The 16,592-nt window shown below is 72.5% G+C and carries 13 protein-coding genes; 9 read left to right on the top strand and 4 right to left on the bottom strand.

Annotation, left to right across the window (positions count from 1 at the left end):
* Positions 1 to 25 precede the first annotated feature (25 nt).
* Positions 26 to 883: an SAM-dependent methyltransferase gene (locus tag LO772_RS06535; RefSeq protein ID WP_231777422.1), complete on the top strand. Its 858-nt coding sequence runs from the start codon at positions 26 to 28 to the stop codon at positions 881 to 883.
* A 71-nt stretch (positions 884 to 954) separates the two neighbouring features.
* Complete coding sequence (locus LO772_RS06530) at positions 955 to 1,392, top strand: glutaredoxin domain-containing protein (RefSeq protein ID WP_231777421.1); 438 nt, start codon at positions 955 to 957, stop codon at positions 1,390 to 1,392.
* Positions 1,393 to 1,917: 525 nt separating this feature from the next.
* On the opposite strand, the gene secD is transcribed toward LO772_RS06530, so the two are convergent.
* Both secD and LO772_RS06520 read right to left on the bottom strand, forming a co-directional pair.
* Positions 1,918 to 4,224: a protein translocase subunit SecD gene (gene secD / locus LO772_RS06525; protein ID WP_231777420.1), complete on the bottom strand. Its 2,307-nt coding sequence runs from the start codon at positions 4,222 to 4,224 to the stop codon at positions 1,918 to 1,920.
* A 100-nt stretch (positions 4,225 to 4,324) separates the two neighbouring features.
* Positions 4,325 to 4,804 carry a hypothetical protein gene (locus LO772_RS06520; RefSeq protein ID WP_231777419.1) on the bottom strand — a complete coding sequence of 160 codons (480 nt, stop codon included), beginning with the start codon at positions 4,802 to 4,804 and terminating at the stop codon, positions 4,325 to 4,327.
* A 710-nt stretch (positions 4,805 to 5,514) separates the two neighbouring features.
* Here LO772_RS06520 and LO772_RS06515 point away from each other — a divergent pair.
* The 6 genes from LO772_RS06515 (at position 5,515) to LO772_RS06490 (ending at position 13,023) form a co-directional block, all read left to right on the top strand.
* The gene (locus tag LO772_RS06515; RefSeq protein WP_231777418.1) at positions 5,515 to 7,113 is read left to right on the top strand and encodes a flavin monoamine oxidase family protein; all 1,599 of its coding nucleotides are present in this window, start codon (positions 5,515 to 5,517) and stop codon (positions 7,111 to 7,113) included.
* Positions 7,110 to 7,862: a Rid family hydrolase gene (locus LO772_RS06510; RefSeq protein WP_231777417.1), complete on the top strand. Its 753-nt coding sequence runs from the start codon at positions 7,110 to 7,112 to the stop codon at positions 7,860 to 7,862. Before LO772_RS06515 ends, LO772_RS06510 begins: the two co-directional genes overlap by 4 nt.
* A 147-nt stretch (positions 7,863 to 8,009) precedes the next feature.
* Positions 8,010 to 8,408 (top strand): YunG family protein, encoded by a 399-nt coding sequence (locus LO772_RS06505; RefSeq protein WP_231777416.1) that lies wholly within the window; start codon positions 8,010 to 8,012, stop codon positions 8,406 to 8,408.
* 61 nt (positions 8,409 to 8,469) lie between these two features.
* Positions 8,470 to 9,231, top strand: coding sequence for a class I SAM-dependent methyltransferase (locus LO772_RS06500; protein WP_231777415.1), 762 nt, complete (start codon positions 8,470 to 8,472; stop codon positions 9,229 to 9,231).
* Positions 9,232 to 9,718: 487 nt separating this feature from the next.
* A complete protein-coding gene (locus tag LO772_RS06495; RefSeq protein WP_231777414.1) occupies positions 9,719 to 12,145 on the top strand; it encodes a hypothetical protein in 2,427 nt (808 codons plus the stop codon).
* The gene (locus tag LO772_RS06490) at positions 12,142 to 13,023 is read left to right on the top strand and encodes an immunity 49 family protein (RefSeq protein WP_231777413.1); all 882 of its coding nucleotides are present in this window, start codon (positions 12,142 to 12,144) and stop codon (positions 13,021 to 13,023) included. Before LO772_RS06495 ends, LO772_RS06490 begins: the two co-directional genes overlap by 4 nt.
* Before the next feature lie 112 nt (positions 13,024 to 13,135).
* Here LO772_RS06490 and LO772_RS06485 read toward each other — a convergent pair whose 3' ends face one another.
* Complete coding sequence (locus LO772_RS06485) at positions 13,136 to 14,047, bottom strand: SDR family oxidoreductase (protein ID WP_231777412.1); 912 nt, start codon at positions 14,045 to 14,047, stop codon at positions 13,136 to 13,138.
* 204 nt (positions 14,048 to 14,251) lie between these two features.
* The gene (locus LO772_RS06480; protein ID WP_231777411.1) at positions 14,252 to 15,502 is read right to left on the bottom strand and encodes an amidohydrolase family protein; all 1,251 of its coding nucleotides are present in this window, start codon (positions 15,500 to 15,502) and stop codon (positions 14,252 to 14,254) included.
* A 181-nt stretch (positions 15,503 to 15,683) separates the two neighbouring features.
* Here LO772_RS06480 and LO772_RS06475 point away from each other — a divergent pair, with 181 nt between their 5' ends.
* Positions 15,684 to 16,589, top strand: a complete 906-nt coding sequence (locus LO772_RS06475; protein ID WP_231777410.1) for a LysR family transcriptional regulator — start codon at positions 15,684 to 15,686, stop codon at positions 16,587 to 16,589.
* The last annotated feature ends 3 nt before the right edge of the window (positions 16,590 to 16,592 follow it).

Here is a 16,592-nt window from a genome sequence, read left to right as displayed (position 1 = left end):
GGGGGCCAGGGAACAGGGGGAGTCGATGTCCGGTTCCGTGTTCGACCGCACGCCCGAGCAGAACGCGCTGGTCGAGGGGTGGACACCGCCGGAGATCGACGTCTCCCGCGCGCAGTCGGCGCGGATGTACGACTACTACCTCGGTGGCAAAACGAACTTCGCCCCCGACCGCGAGGCCGCCGAAGCGGCGCTCGCGACGTTCCCGTCCCTGCGCGTCGGGGCGCAAGCGAACCGGGCCTTTCTGCTGCGCCTGGTCCGGCACCTGGCAGGTCTCGGGATCACGCAGTTCCTCGACATCGGGACCGGCATCCCGATCGAGGGCCGCAACACGCACGACGTGGCCCAGGCGATCGCCCCCGAATCGCGGGTCGTCTACGTCGACAACGACCCGATCGTGCTCGCCCACGCGCGGGCGCTGATGACCGGCCATCCCGCGGGCAGCACCGCCTACATCGACGCCGACGTCCGCGACCCGGACTCCATCCTCGACCACCCGGCGCTCGCGTCGACACTCGACCTGACCCGACCGGTCGCCGTGCTGCTGGTCGCCGTCCTGCACTTCATCGTCGACGAGGACAAGCCCGCCGAGATCCTGACCCGCCTGACCGACGGCCTGCCCTCCGGCAGCCACCTCGGACTCTCCCACGGCACGAGCGACTTCGCGCCGGAGGTGTTCGAGAAGCTGTACGAGACGTATCAGCAGGCGGGCGTATCCGGGCAAACCCGATCCCGCTCGGAGTTCGCCGCCCTCGTCCCGGACGGCTGGGAGATCACCGCCCCCGGCGTCGACCTCGTCACCCACTGGCACCCGGACGACCCGGAGGCCCCTCGGCCGGACGCCGAGCACGTGTACTTCTACGGCCTGCTCGCCCGCAAACGCTGACAGGCGACGCCGCGCCCCGGCCGCGCGGGCCGTCGACCGCCGCGCCCGCGTCGCCGCTAGCCTGGGCCGTCATGGCGCGCGCATGGATGTTCCCGGTGGTGTTCGTGGTCTGCGGCGCGTTCGGCGCGACGGTGTTGGCCGTCACGGGGGCGTTCGGTACGGCCGTTCCCCTTTTTGTGATGTTCGTCTTGTTCGCGGCGCTGAATTCGCCGTTGGCGTTCCCGCGGTCGATCAGTGCGGCGGAAGCGGAACGACGCAGCGCGGCCGACGGTCGCCCTATCGTCTACTGGCGCACCGGCTGCACGTACTGCCTGCGCCTGCGCATCCGGCTGGGACGCGGCGCCCGCCGCGCGCATTGGGTCGACATCCGGCGCGACCCGGCCGGCGCGGCGGCGGTGCGGGCGGCCAACGGCGGCGACGAGACCGTACCCACCGTCGTGGTGACGGGCCGACCACACACCAACCCGGATCCCGGCTGGGTGCGCACCCAGCTCCCACCGCCCGCGTGAGCCCGGGCGGGGTGGTGGTGAGGGGCCCGGAGCGAGAGTGACGAACCACCGCGGATTCCCGACGCGTTCGTCATGGTCGTGCTCGTGCCGGTTTCGACGCGGCACGTGGTGCGCGCGGTCGACGCGGACGCCGAGCACGTGCGGTGGTGGGAACGGGCGGGTGCGCTCGCGCCGGTCGGCCTCGCGGACGAGCGCACGGCCACGGTCGCGCGCGACAGCGGTGTCCCGGTGGCCGGTGAGGCTTGCGGGTGCGGCAGACGGGCATCATGCGGGGCGAGTACCGAAATCGCGGGGGCGGGCATGCGGTTGCGCCGGTTCGGTGCGCGGTCCCCGATGGTGTCGCTGCCGGGACGTTCCGTCCGACGGTGGATCGTCGTCGTGCTCGGGCTCGGTGTGCTTCGTGACCGGGCTCGTCATCGCGGCCGACCCGTACCGGGAGGCCCGGGCGGGCCGTACGGCCGTCGCGTGCGGGCGCGGCGCCGCCTGCTTCGCCCACGAGGCGGGCTCGACCGCCGGCCGCCCGCGTCACACCCGTGCGCCGTTGTCCGCCCGTTCGCCGCGACGCCCGTTCCGGGCCGGGCCCGTGCGGCGTGCCGGTGCTCCCTTCGTGCTGCGGGACTGGAGGGAGATCGCGACGGGGGCCGCCGTCAGGATCGAGGAGTAGGTGCCGACCACGATCCCGATGATCAGTGCCAGGGCGAAATCCGCCAGGGAGTCCCCGCCGAGCGCCCACAGCGAGACCAGGATGAACAGCGCGCCCATGCCCGTGTTCACCGTGCGCGGCAGGGTCTGGAGGATGGCCCGGTTGGCGAGGGTCGCGAACGGCGTGCGCGGGCTCTTCGCCCACAGTTCGCGGACCCGGTCGAACAGCACGACGGAGTCGTTGACCGAGTAGCCGATCACGGTGAGCAGCGCCGCGAGGAAGATGCCGTCGACCGGTTTGCCCAACCAGGCGAACACCCCCACCAGGATCAGCACGTCGTGGGCCATCGCCACCACCGTCGCCGCGCCGAACGTCCACCGGAACCGCACCGCCAGATACACGAGTTGCGCGGCGACGGCCACCCCCAGCGCGATCAGCGCGTTGCGCCGCAGCTCGTCGCCGAGCGTCGGGCCGATCATGTCGTCGGCGATCTTCTCCGTCGGGCCGCCCAACGCGGTGAGCGCGGCGCGGATCCCCGTCTCCTCGGCGTCGGTCAACTCCCCGACGCGCACCGACAGATTGCCGTCGCCGGACGTCTGCACCACCGCGCGCGGATGGCCCGCGTCCGACAGCGCCGAGCGGGCGGTCTCCGCGTCGACCGGGGTGCTCGTCGCGTACTCGACGACGCGCCCGCCGGTGAACTCGATGCCCAGGTTCAGCCCGCGGAGGACGATCCCGGAGACGGCGACCACCAGCACCACGGCGGACGCCGCGAGCCACCGCCGCCGGTACCGCATCAGGTCCGGGCCGCGCGCCGTGATCCACGTGCGGAACCGGCCTGGCCCCGCGATACCCGTCACCTGCGGCCTGGCGGCCACCGCCCGGCGCCGGACGGCGATGTCCGCCAGCACGCGCGTGATCACCAGGGCGCTCACCATCGACGCCAGGACACCGATCGACAACGTCACGCCGAACCCACGCACCGGCCCGGACGCCAGCCAGTACAGCAGGCCCGCCGCGATCAGCGTGGTGATATTCGCGTCGAGGATCGCCCCGAAGGCGTTGCGGGACCCCGCCGTGTACGCCACACGCAGGCTGCGTCCGCGCCGCCGCGCCGCGTACTCCTCCCGGGCCCGCTCGAAGACGAGGACGTTCGCGTCCACGGCCATGCCGATCGCCAGGACGAACCCCGCGAGCCCGGGCAGGGTGAGCGTCGCACCGACCACCAGCAGTGCCGCGTACGAGATCAGGCCGTAGCACGCGAGCGCGACCGCGGCCAGGGCTCCCAGCAGGCGGTAGACGAACACGATGAACAGCGACGTCAGGACGATGCCGATGACCGCGGCGGTCGTGCTCGCGTCGATCGCCTCTTGGCCCAGGGTCGGGCCGACGGTCCGCTGCTCGATCAGTTCCACCGGAACCGGCAGCGCGCCGCCGTTGATGAGCAGGGCCAACTCGCGGGCCTCGCCGCGGTCGAATCCGCCGGTGATCTGCGTGCTGCCACCGGTGATGCCGGTGCCGCAGCGCACCGAGGGGTCGACCTGCGGGGACGAGACGACGCGGTCGTCGAGGACGATCGCGACCCGCCGTGCCGGATCCCCGGGCGCGGCGCACGCGGCCTCACCGGTGAGCCGGGCCCACCGGCCGCCGCCGTCGCCGCGCAGGTCGAGCGAGACGTACCAGCCGCCGAAGCCCTGCGAGTCGAGCCGCGCCTTCGCGCCGGACACCTCGGCACCGGTCAATGCCGGGGCGCCCAGACGCAGACGCTCCCCGGACGCGTCGGGCAGGACGCGTTCCCCGGCCGCGGGCGGCCCGGCCGGCGCCTGGTGGTCGGCGGCCACCCCCAGGACGGGGTGGAACGTCAGCTGCGCGGTACGGCCCAGCACCGCCACCGCTTCGCGCGGATCCTGGACGTCGGGCAGTTCGACGATCACGCGGCGCTCGCCCGAGCGCGCCAGCGTGGGTTCGGCCACCCCGAGCGCGTCGACCCGGCGGCGCAGCACCTCCAGGGTGCGGTCGGTCGCCTCGGCGTCGGCCTTGGCGGTGGGGGAGTCGCGGGTCTCCAGGACGAGGTGGGTGCCGCCGCGCAGGTCGAGGCCCAGGCGCGGGGACTCGGTCAGGGCGACGTAGAGCGAGACGAGAACAACGGACAACGCGAGCACCGCGCGCACGGTGATGGCGCGAGACATGAAGCCTCCGGCAGGCACGCCGCGTGGACCCGGCCGCGCGGCGGGGAGGAAGAAAAAGGGGGAGGACCGCGCGGCTCCCGGTCGGGGCGGCGCGGTGAGGTCAGATGCCTGCGGGGGCGGGAGGGGCGCGATCGGCGCGCGGGGCGGTGCGGACGAGTGGTTCGGCCACGCGGTCCGGGGCGCGGAAGCCCGGCGGGCCGCCCGCGGCGAGGACGTACCAGGGGTCCGCGGTCACCGGCCACGGCAGCGCGGTGGGGTACGGCTCGCCGCCGTGGGTGTGCAGCGGTGCCCGGACCGGCAGCGTGTGGACGGCCTCGTCCGGGGCTTCTGCGGCTTCCGCGGCGTCCGCGCCGGGCGGCGTGGCCTGCGCGCGGGGGTGTGGTTGGTCCCGGGCGTCTTGGGCGTCAGGGGTGAGGGCGGCGATGGCGGTCGTCGGTCCGGGGGTGTCGGAGGCCGGGGAGGCCGGGGACGAGGGGCCGACGAGAGCGAGGAGCACCGCCGCGAGCAGGGTCGCGAGGAGCCCGGAGGCGTCGCGGAGGCCGAGGGGGCCGGGGGAGCGCGGCGGGCGTCGCCGGGTCAAGACGTCCCCCTCTCCGGGGCGGTGCCCCGAACGGGGTCGGGATCCTCGCCGGGCCCGGCGGCGCGCGCCGGGGCCGAGGCCGAACGGACACCATAGCCGGTCGAGGAACGAGGGAGAGGGGGAGCGGGCGCGCGGGGGAGTGCGGGCGCGGTGGTTCGGCGCCTGCGCGCCGACCGCCGCTCGGGTGTTGTGCGGAGCCATCCGCCGCCGCCCGGCAGGGGGCTGGGCGGGTGGACGCCGGACCTCCGCGTCGTCGGTGCGGGCATGGTCGGCCGCCGCGACCCGGCAAGGGGTCGGACGGGTGAACCCCGGTCCATGGCCGGGATGTTGCTGCCGGCGGTATTCAACGTCCCTACGCGCCACGTCGGTTCGCGGCTCCTCGGCCTTCGGAGTTTCGCGCGTTCCGGGGAAAGACGCCGCGCCGAACCGATTCCCTTGGCTGCCACGGGATTTCGCGGCGCCCGGTGAAGTGCGTGATTCGTCCCTTCCGGGGGCGGGCGATCGCCCGTTCCGCCATGAGTTATTGACAACCGCCCGGAAACGTTTCCGCCATGCGGCGGCAACGTACCTCGCCAAAGATCCTCGCGATCGCCGCAATCGTCTGACGGCCCGCCCCCAGGGCTTCGTCGGTGCTGCCCGCACCCCACGACAGGCAATTCGGTCGACCCCGCGGCTTTCCCCGGGCCGCGGGCCACGCACAGGGAGGGTGAATGGAAGCAGAAACGTCCCGCCGCGGCTTTTTGCGTGCCGTGGGAGCCGCCGGCGGAGCGGGTGTCCTCTACTCGACCATGGGGGCGATGGGCCTCGCCCCCGTACCCGTCGCCGAGGCCGCGCCATATCGCGCGCCGTCGGCGTCGGACTTCCACCTGACCGGGCGCGGCGGCAAAAAGGTGCTGGTCCTGGGCGCCGGAATCGCCGGCCTGGCCACCGCGTACGAGCTGGGCAAGGCCGGCTACGACTGCCGCGTCCTCGACGCCAAGGACCGCCCGGGAGGCCGCAATTGGACCGCTCGCGGAGGGACGACGGAAACGGATCTGGACGGCTCGACACAACGCGCGCGGTTCTCGTCCGGGCAGTACATGAACTGCGGACCCGGCCGGTTGCCCCAGTCACACGTCACCCTCGACTACTGCCGCGAACTCGGCGTCGAGCTGGAGGCATTCGTCAACGCCAACGCCGACGCGTATATCTACCACGGGAATTCCGCCGCACTCGCGGGGACGCCGATGCGCTGGCGTACCGCGAAAGCCGACGTGTACGGCTACATATCCGAATTGCTCGCGAAGGCCACCGACCAGGGTGCCTTGGACGCCGCGCTCACCAAGGACGACAAAGACCGCCTCATCGCGTTCCTGCAGAGCTTCGGGGCCATCAAGGGCAAGGCCGACGGGTTCGCGTACACCGGTTCCGGGCGCCGCGGCTATTCCGTCGAGCCGGGCGCCGGGCATGAGAAGGGGACGGTCCTCGGGCCGGTCCCGTCGATGTCCGACGTGCTGGCCAGCGGTGTGGGCCAGCGGTTCTCGTTCGAACTCGGGTACGACCAGGCGATGATGATGTTCCAGCCGGTCGGCGGCATGGACGCGATCCCCAAGGCGCTGGAACGCGCGATCGGGCGCGGCCGGATCACCTACAACGCCTGGGCGACCGGCGTCGCGAACGTCCCCGGCGGCGTCGAGGTCTCGTGGAAGGACAAGAACGGCCGCGAGCGCGTCGAGCGCGCCGACTTCTGCGTCGTCGCCACCCCGCCGCACATCGCGGCGCGGCTGCGCCACAACCTGGGCGACCCGGTGACCACGGCGCTCAAGACCCCGGTGCCGGTGTCGGCGGGCAAGATCGGGCTGGAGTACAAGCGGCGCTGGTGGGAGACGGACGACCACATGTACGGCGGCGTGGTGCCGACGGACACCGACCTCGCCAACATGTGGTTCCCGTCCACCGGCTACCAGAGCCGGACCGGCGTCGTGATCGGCTACTACAACACCGGTTCCAACTCCGAGGCGTACGCGAAGCTCGCCCCCGACGCGCGGGCCCGGCGCGCCGTCGAGCAGGGCGTGCGGATCTTCGGCGAGCGCTACCGGAGCGAGTTGACCTCGTCCTTCAGCGTCGCGTGGACGCGCACCCCGGGCTTCGAGGGCGCGTGGGTCGGCTGGCCGAACCAGGACGGCCCGGAGTACGCGCTGCTCAACCGGCCGCAGGGCGCCGTCTACTTCGCCGGCGACTGGCTGAGCCACACGATCGCCTGGCAGCACGGGGCGTTCACGTCGGCGCGCAAGGTCGTGACGGAAATCCACCAGCGAGTGATGGCATGAGCGGGGGCGAGGACACGGTGGCGACGCCGCAGACGGCCGACGGAGCCGGGACGGGCACGACCGCGGCAAGCGAGCCGGGCCGCACGGGCACGTCACGGCGCGCGCAACGCTGGGTCGCGTTGGGGACGGCGATCGCGCTCGCGGGTGCCGGTGCCGCCGGGGTCGCGGTCGCGGACGCGAAGAACAAGCGCATCGGCGCCAAAGAGGTCCGGGTCATGCTCCCCGCCGGACAGAGCAACCCCAACATCGCGCAGGGCGTCGGCACGGGGGCGGAGGTGGCGATCTACACGAGCAGCGGGCTCGGCCCCGCCGCCCTCAACCCGGACGCGCCGGCCGGGACCCCCGAGAAGTACACCGACCCCGCGATGACCGCGGGCGCACAGGGCGTGACCGTCACGGAGGCCCAGGCGCTCCTCGTGCTGAAGGCCATCCAGGACAACCTCACCGCGGCCGGGCTGACCCCGGCCGACGTCATCACCATGAAGTGCTACCTCGTGAAGCCGCCGGGCGCGGCGACGGCCGACTACGCGGGCTGGAACCGCGCGTACCGGCAGTTCTTCGCGAACATCGACCTGACCACGAGGACACCGGTCCCGGTCCCGATGGGCACGTCACCCGCGAAGGCCCCGATCCTCGCCAACAACGCCCGTCCGGCGCGGGCGACGATGGAGGTCGTGTCGCTCGCGGTGACCGGATGGCTCGTCGAGGTCGAAGTCACGGCGACCTACCCGACGAAGGGCAAACCCTAGGTCGCGGCCCCGCCGGGCCCGCGCGCGTGGCGGGCCCGGCGGTTCGCGGCGGGAGTGTGCCGACCGCGCGGTGACCGCCCTCGGCACCGCGGGCTTCCCGCACCCACGACGAGCGTCGATGTCGGTGGCGGCTGTCACGATGACGCGATGCCACCATGGAGTCTGCTGGACCTCGACCATGCCCTGCGCGTCAGTTGGGCGGTCGACACGTGCTCGCCCGACGACGTGGCCGACTGGCGGGTGGACAATCCCGCACGCGGGCACTGCGACATCACCGCGCTGCTCGTCCACGACCTCTTCGGCGGGGACCTCGTGGTGGGGGAGGTCTACCGCGACGGGGTGCGGCACGGCCACCACTGGTGGAACCGCCTGGCCAACGGCGTCGAACTCGACCTGACACGCGAGCAGTTCGGGCACGGCGAGACCGTCGACGCGGCACGGGTGGTCGCGAGGCCGTCCGGGCCGCGGATGCGTCGCCGGGAGGAGTACGAGCGCCTGCGCGCGCGGGTCGCGGCGCACCTGGGTCCGCTCCCCGAGCCGGTGTGAGGCCCCCGACCCCGAGATAATCCCGGCGACCCGCGGCAGGCCGGTCTGCGAGGATCAGGCCATGGCGGACGAATTCGACAGGTTGGTCGCGGAGGCGGACGAAGTCTCCGTAGCCGGCTGGGACTTCTCCTGGCTGGACGGACGAGCCACCGAGCGGCGGCCGTCGTGGGGGTACCAGCGCCTCATGGGCGAGCGCATGGCCCGCGCCTCCGCCGCGCTCGACATCCAGACGGGTGGAGGCGAAGTCCTCGCGGGCGTACCGACGTTGCCTCCCCTCGTGGTGGCGACCGAGGGCTGGCCGCCCAACATCGCCACGGCCACGCGCCTGCTGCACCCGCTCGGCGTGGTCGTCGTCGCCGATGACGACCGACCCCCGCTGCCGTTCGCGGACGAGGCGTTCGACCTCGTGGTGAGCCGGCACCCGGTGACCGTCTGGTGGGACGAGATCGCCCGCGTGCTGCGCCCCGGCGGTACGTACTTCTCCCAACAAGTGGGCCCGGCCAGTGTGTTCGAACTCGTCGAGTACTTCCTCGGCCCGCAGCCGGAGGAGGTACGCCGCGGCCGGCACCCGGACGCCGCGCGCGGGCAGGCCATGGCGGCGGGTCTGGACGTGGTCGATCTGCGATTCGAGAAGTTGCGCACCGAGTTCCGCGACATCGGCGCGGTCGTCTACTTCCTGCGCAAGGTCGTCTGGATGGTCCCGGACTTCACCGTCACCCGCTACCGCGACCGGCTCCGAGACCTCCACGACCACATCACGACCCAGGGCCCGTTCGTCGCGTGGACGACGCGCTTCCTCATCGAGGCACGCAAACCGGCCTGACACGGAAGCCCGTTCGCGTCGCGATCCGACGGAAGGAGGAGCGCGAGCCGCGACCCTCCGACGGTTCGCGAGGTGCCTGTCCGCGTCGAAGGCAGGGCGGACAGGCACCTCGGCGGGGTGTGGTGTGCTGTCCAAATCGCTTGTTGCTCAAGGGACTTCCCTCGTCTCTGGCGCGGAACCGGTATCTCGCTCGGTGTGGCTAGTGCGTCCGGATCATCGTCGGTAACGTGCGGGCCTGTTTGAACTTCCGGGTCCTGCGGGGGATTTCGTGGACGACAGCGACAGCCGGCCGACCGACTCCGTTCCGTCGACGCCGCCACCGCCACCGGCGCCGCCGTCCGCGCCCCCACCTCGGCCGGCATCGCCGCCCGGCTCCGCGCCTCTGCCCCCGCCCGGGCCCGCGTATCCGCCGCCCCCGCCCGGGCCCCCGGTCCGCCCGGGCCGTCGGGGCTGGAGGCGCGCCTGGCCGTGGGTCGCGGTGGTTGTCGTGCTGGGGCTCATCGCGGGGCTCGTTGTTGTTTTCGTCCGCGGGGACGACGGTGGGGACAAGCGGCGCGACGCGTTCGACGCCGCGATGGACAACCTCGCCGCCGCGCCCGCGCTGCACACGCGGGGCGACTTCGCCGGTGCGCGGATCGACATGCGGGTCGCGGCGACCGGTGACGCTTTCGGCACGGTGACCACCGGCAGCATGCCGGTGGACATGATGACCATCGGCGACCACACCTATACGCGCGTGCACGTGGACGCGCTGAACCTCCCGTCGGGCGACATGGGCTCGGCGGTCCGCGAACACGTGCCGTACGACCGGTGGATGGTGTCCGACTCGGTCATCACCGGTGTCGCGACGAACAGTTACCGGCCCCGGGCGATGTCCGACATGCTCCGGGCGCAACTGGCCATCGCACCGGACAGCGCGTTGCGGGACGCGCCGGAACCCGTCGACGGCGTCGAGGCGTTCGTCGCGGACACGGCGTGGGGGCAGGTGTACGTCTCCGCGAAGGAGCCGTACCGCGTGCTGCGGACGACGTCCTCGCTCCCCGGCGTCGCGACGGGACGACCGCCGTCCGTTCCGTCGGGGCTCCCCACGGAACTCCCCACGGAACTGCCCACGCAACTGCCCACGGACCTCCCCACCGACCTCCCCACGAACCTTCCCACCGGATTGCCCACGGGGTTCCCGACCGGTCTCCTGACCGGTCTGCCGGGCGGGTTCCCCACCGACTTCCCGACCGCGTTCCCCACCGCGCGCGGCAAACCGGCCCAGGGCCTGCCCGCCCACGGCCTGCCCGCCCACCCGGCCGCTCCCGTCGCCGACACCCCCCAAGCCGCCCCCAACGCCCCCGCTCCACCCCCGCCCGCTCCCGCGCCCCCGCCTCCCGCCGCGTCCGGACAGCAGTGCTCCTGCATGTCCCTGACGCCCCTTCAGGCCGAGCAGACCCGGGCACTGGGCCGCGAGTTGGAAGGCAAGGTCGCCGAACTCGCGAACGCCATCGACCCGAGCATTTCGTACACCGCGCAGGGCCAGGCGTCGTTCAGCGGCTGCGGTCCCGGGGCGTGTACGGTCACCGCGACGGTGACCGGCAGGTTCCAGGGCAAGTACGTCACCAACCCGCAGGTCACGGCCGACATGACGGTCACCATGACCTTCGACGGCGCGGCCGTCGGCGGCTGTTCCGCGACCGGGCCGCTGCCGGTCAACGGCCCCGGCACGATGAGCTGCGTCAACGTCAGCCCGGCCTGGACCGCCGCGTACTCGCGCGCGCAGGCGAACGACCGCGCGATGGCCTCCTCGGGCCGGCAACCCCCGCCCCACATCTACGCCGCCCAGGTCAGCGTCACTGCCCGCGCGATGGCCGACGCCGACGTCGAGGCGATGAAGCAGGAGCTCCAGCGGCGCATCGAGGAACTTCTCCGGTCCCTCCCGCAGCAGGCGGGCGGCGGCAACGCGCCGCCGCTGTCTCCGCCGCCGCCCCCGGGCCAGGGCGGACTCCCGGACGCGCCCGAGCCGTCGGGGCGGGGCGAAGGCGGGGGCTCGGCCGCGCCCAGCCCGGTCGCGAGTCCTCCGCCGGGGGCGTCGAAGGAGGAGTACGAGGCCTGGGTCGACTACGAGATGTACCGGATCAACACCGACCCGGAGTACTTCAAGCAGGCGTACCGCAAGAACGGCTACCGCCAGTCGGGCGTGGTCGACATGCCGCCGATCACGTGGGACTACGACGCCAACCAGTGGATCCCGACGTCCCGGGTCCCGCCGCCGCTTCCGCCGAAGTACGTGGACGAGCCGATCACGCGGGGCGGCCGGGAGACCGCGCGGTCGCTCGACGTCCTGGACGCCGCGGCGCTGCGGCGCCGGAACGCGATCGACGCCGACATCCTGGCGGGCGAGGCGCTCACCGCGGCGAAGCAGGCGTACGCCGAGGACCCGAGCGAGGCCAACCGCGTCGCTCTCGACGCCGCCGAGGCCGACTACAAGCCGAAGCACACCGAAATGGGCAGCGCGAGCGAGGACTTCGGCGAGCTGGTGGCCGAACTCCAGGTGGTCCCGGAGCACTACGCGGGCTACAGCAAGGAGACGTTGCTCGGGCCGGCCAACGGCAACGACCAGTTCGACCAGGTCTGGAAGGGACCGGACGGGCGCTATGTGGTGATCGAGGCGAAGAGTTCGCTCGACACCGCTCTCGGCGCCCGCAACACCGCGAACGGCCCGCGGGCCTCGCAGGGCACGTGGGAGTACTTCGACGACATCCTCACCAAGATGCGCGACCGAGGCGAGGTCGGTCTCGTGAACGCGTTGTTGGACGCGCTCACCCACGACAAACTGGACTACATCGAGGTCCACGGCAATCCGCAGGGCGACACGTACGGCGGCTACACCATGCAGAGGTTCGACATCAGCGACGGGGCGTCATGACGGCTGTCGAGGTTCCCCGGCACCGGGGCGTCGCGCCCGCCGACGACGCGTTCATCCGCGCCCTCGAGGAGGGGGTGGCCGGCGGCATCCGTTCGCTGGAGAAGTCGTCGCGGCGGCTCAGCAGCACGGTCGGCACCGCGCTGCAGTGCCTGCAAGCGCGCCTGCTGGCCGATCCGACGGGCTCGGATCCGGGCGAGCGGGAGGACGTGGTCACCGCGATGGACCTGGCGACGGCCCTCTTCGCGGCGGCGACCACCCCGCCCGGCGGCACCGTGGAATGGCGGATCGGGCATGCCACGCACACGGTTCCCGCGGCGGGCCCGCGCCACAACGCGGACCCGGGCAACTGGCTCACGGCGTTCTGGCTCACCGCGGTCTGCCGTGCGCGGGCCCGCATGACCGCCTTGGCGGACGTCCCGATGAGCGTCCTGCGCGGCACGCCGCTGCGGTACGACGAGTACGCCTACCACTGGGTCGCGGCCCTCCAGGCGTACACGCTCGAACGCCCGGAGCTGCACGAGGAGTTGGCGATCGCGGTGGACGCGTCGTCCCCGGACGCGGCGAAGGGCACGGACGGGGAGCTGCTGGCGGGAGTCCTCCGCCCGCCGATCGCCATGGTCGAGCCGCTGGTACGCGGCGACCACGACGGCTTCAACCAGGCGCTGGCGGACGCGCTGCGGGCGCACCGGACGTACTGGACGGCCGACGAGGACCGCGCGAAGTCGGTGGGCGGGCTGCTCGCCCTCGGGCCGCTCGCGGTCGCGTGCCTTGCGCACGACGCCGGGTTCCCCATCGAGGTCGTATCCGGCTACCTCCCCGGGCACTTCGTCGACGGGTCGGCGCTCGGCGGCGCCCGGTCCGACGGGGACGAGACCTGACGGGCCCGGTGCGGGACGCCTCCGGGGCCTGACACCGCGCAACCCGAAGGGTCCGCGGTTCCCGTCGTCGCGGCGGGAACCGCGGACCCTTCGGTGGAGCCTCGCGAGAACGTCAGTCCTGCGTCGGCCGGGTGCCTGTCATGTCGGCGTTCGGCGCGGCCTTGGTGACCAGGTCCGGGATGACGTCGCCGAGCTCGGAGGGGGTCCAGCGCTCGTTCTTGTCGACGGTCGGGCCGTTGACCCAGCCCTCCGCGACGCTGATCTTGGTGCCGGTGACGGAGAAGACGCGGCCGGTGACGCCCGACGACGCGGACGAGCCGAGCCAGACCACGAGCGGCGAGATGTGCTCGGGGGCGAGGCGCGCGGCGTCCTCGGCGGTGCCGACGAGGTGCGTCAGGTCCTCGGTCATGCGGGTGGCCGCGGTGGGCGCGATGGCGTTGACGGTGACGCCGTAGCGGCCCAGTTCCTGGGACGCGATCACGGTGAACGCCGCGATGCCGGCCTTCGCGGCGCCGTAGTTGCCCTGGCCGATGTTGCCGAAGATGCCGGACGGCGACGACGTGTTGATGATGCGCGCGTCGACCGTCTCGCCGGCCTTGGCGAGGTTGCGCCAGTGCGCGGCGGCGAAGTGCGCCGGGCCGAAGGTGCCCTTGAGGTGCACCTTGATGACCGCGTCCCACTCGGCCTCGGACATGTTGGTCAGCATGCGGTCGCGCAGGATGCCCGCGTTGTTGACCAGGACGTCGACGCGTCCGAAGGTGTCGATCGCGAGCTTGATCAGCGATTCGGCACCGTCCCACGACGAGATGTCGTCGGTGTGCGCGACCGCCTCGCCGCCCGCGGCCTTGATCTCGTCGACGACGGCCTGCGCCGGTCCGGCCGACGAGCCGGTGCCGTCGCGGGCCACGCCGATGTCGTTCACCACGACCTTCGCGCCCTCGGCGGCGAAGGCGAGAGCGTGGGAACGCCCGATGCCGCCGCCCGCACCCGTGATCACGACTACGCGGCCGTCGCAGATACCCATGCAGTCCTCCAGCCCTGGAAAGGTGCGCCCTCGCGGAGCGGCGCCCTTAGCTGACGCTCAATCAACAAGCGCCACGATAACCGGACCGGCCGCGGTCGGGTCCAGGCAGGTTGGGGATCGCCCGAAGATCGCGGTCCGATTCGGCCGCCCGTGTGGCGTGCCACAGCACCATAAAGGGATGAAAAGCATGTTTTCCGATGGCCGCTAGGCGGTGATCCCGAAGCGCTCCAACCCGAACGCCTTGATCGCGTTGCCGCGGAAGAGCTTGTACGCCTCGTCCTGGCTCAGGCCGGCCTGCGTCGCGATGTCGTACGCGACCTTGCGGGTGTGCGGGAACGTCGAGTCCGCGTGCGGGTAGTCGACCTCGAAGCAGATCTGGTCGATCCCGATCACGTCGCGGTTCCGCAGACCGATCTCGTCGTCGAAGATGCAGCCGTAGATGCGGTCCTTGAGATACGACGACGGCTTGTGCGCGAGCGACGACCCGAAGTCGTTGTCGGCGCGCTCGGCCCACAGCTTGTCGGCCCGCTCCAGCACGTACGGCATCCAGCCGACCTGGCCCTCGGCGTACGCGATCCTCATCCGCGGGAAGCGGTCCAGCACGCCGGAGAAGATGTAGTCGACGAGCGACCCCATCGCGTTCTGGAACGTCAGCGTCGACGACACGATGAACGGCGAGTCGGGCGACGTCGACGGCATCTTCGACGACGACCCGATGTGCATGCACACGATCGTGTCGGTCTCCTCACAGGCGCGGAAGAACGGGTCCCAGAAACGGTCCTTGTCGTGCACCGACGGCAGCCCGAGCGGCACCGGGTTCTCCGAGAACGCCACCGCGAACGAGCCCTTCGCCGCGCAGCGTTCCACCTCGCGCGCGGCGGCCCGCGGGTCCCACAGCGGGATCAGCGTCATCGGCAGCAGCCGGCCCTTGCCGTCGCCCGCGCACCACTCGTCGATGATCCAGTCGTTGTACGCGCGCACGCACAGCAGCGCGAGTTCCTTGTCCTCGCGCTCGTGGAACGCCTGGCCGCAGAAGCGCGGCAGGATGTTGGGGAAGCAGATCGACGCGTCGGTGTGGTTGGCCGTCATGTCCTTCAGGCGCTCGGACTGGATCCACGCGCCGGGCCGGATGTCGTCGAAGGTCACCGGCGTGACGTCGAGCGTGTCGAACCCGACCGCGGCGGACAGCTTCGGGAACGGGTAGACGAGGTCGTCGTACACCCACCAGTCGCACCACTCGCCGTCGTCGACGCCCTTCTCGTACGAGAACACCCCGCCGACGAAGCTGAACCGGGCCTTCTCCCGCACGACGCGCGGCCCGCGGTCCCGGAACCGGGCGGGGAGGCGGCTCTGCCACAGGTCGGGGGGTTCGACGACGTGATCGTCGACGGAGATGATGCGGGGGATGTCGAGGGGGGACGGGGTGGCGGCTTCGCGGGGGGCTGCGTCGGGCATGGTCGGGCTCCCTGGTCCGGTTCCGATACGTCAAGGAAACCGGCGGAGTCCGGGACGTCCAAGCCCCCGGTTCGGCCTGACGTCATGCGCGAGGGGCATAACTCGCCGACGCGTGCCGCCCGAGACGCCACCCACGCAGCCGCACAACATAAACCCGCGGTCACCGCCCTACCCTGACCCCGTGGAACTCCGCGATCTCCGGTGCTTCCTCGCCGTCGCCGAGGAGCGCCATTTCGGACGTGCCGCCGCGCGCCTCTATCTGACGCAGCCGATGGTGTCCAAGGCCGTGCGCCGCGTCGAACAGCGGTTGGGCGCGCGCCTCGTCGACCGCAGTTCGCTGCCGGTCCGCCTGACCCCCATGGGCGAGATCTTCCGCCGCCGGGTCGACGACGCGCTGCGCACGCTGGACGACGCGTGTGCGGACGTACGCCGCCGTGTCGCCCGTGAGGCCGGGCAGGTCCGGGTCGGCTACACGTCGGGCCTCGGGCCGTCGCTGGTGTCGGCGGCGATCTCCGCGCTGCATATCCGGCACCCGGACCTGCGCGTGCAGTGGACCAGTGAGGCGACGGCCCGTCAGGTCGCCGACGTGCGCGAGGGCGTGCTCGACGCCGGCATCGGCTGGCTGCCCGACCTCGGGCCCGGGTTCGGCTCCGCGCGCGTGGGCACGTTCGCGTTCGTCGCCCTGCTGCCCGCCGGCCACCCCCTGGCCGGGCGCGCGTCCCTCGACCTCGCCGAACTGGTCCGCGGCGAAACGGTCGTCGTGTGGCCGCGCGGCCCGCACCCGAGGCTGTACGCGCGCATCACCGACGCGCTGCGGCACGCCGGCGGGGAGGACATCGTCGAGGCGTACGGCAGCGTCGACGACGTCATCGCGCGCGTGGTGGACCGCCAGGGCGTCGGCATCTCACCGCGCGGCTGGGCCCGCCAGCGCCCGGTGCGCGGTGTCGTGCAGGTCGCGCTGACGGGGGCGCCCGATGTGCCGGTGACGGCGTTCTGGCGGGCGGACCGCGAGCACGAGGGCGTACGGCTCCTGGTGCGCTGCCTCAAGGACGTCGCGGCCGACAGCGACCTCGCGGAGCAGTTGTAGGCC

The organism is Yinghuangia sp. ASG 101, assembly GCF_021165735.1.
In the GTDB taxonomy this organism is placed as follows: domain Bacteria; phylum Actinomycetota; class Actinomycetes; order Streptomycetales; family Streptomycetaceae; genus Yinghuangia.
Note: the sequence above shows the minus strand (reverse complement) of the source record. Positions and strands in the feature narration are given on the sequence as shown.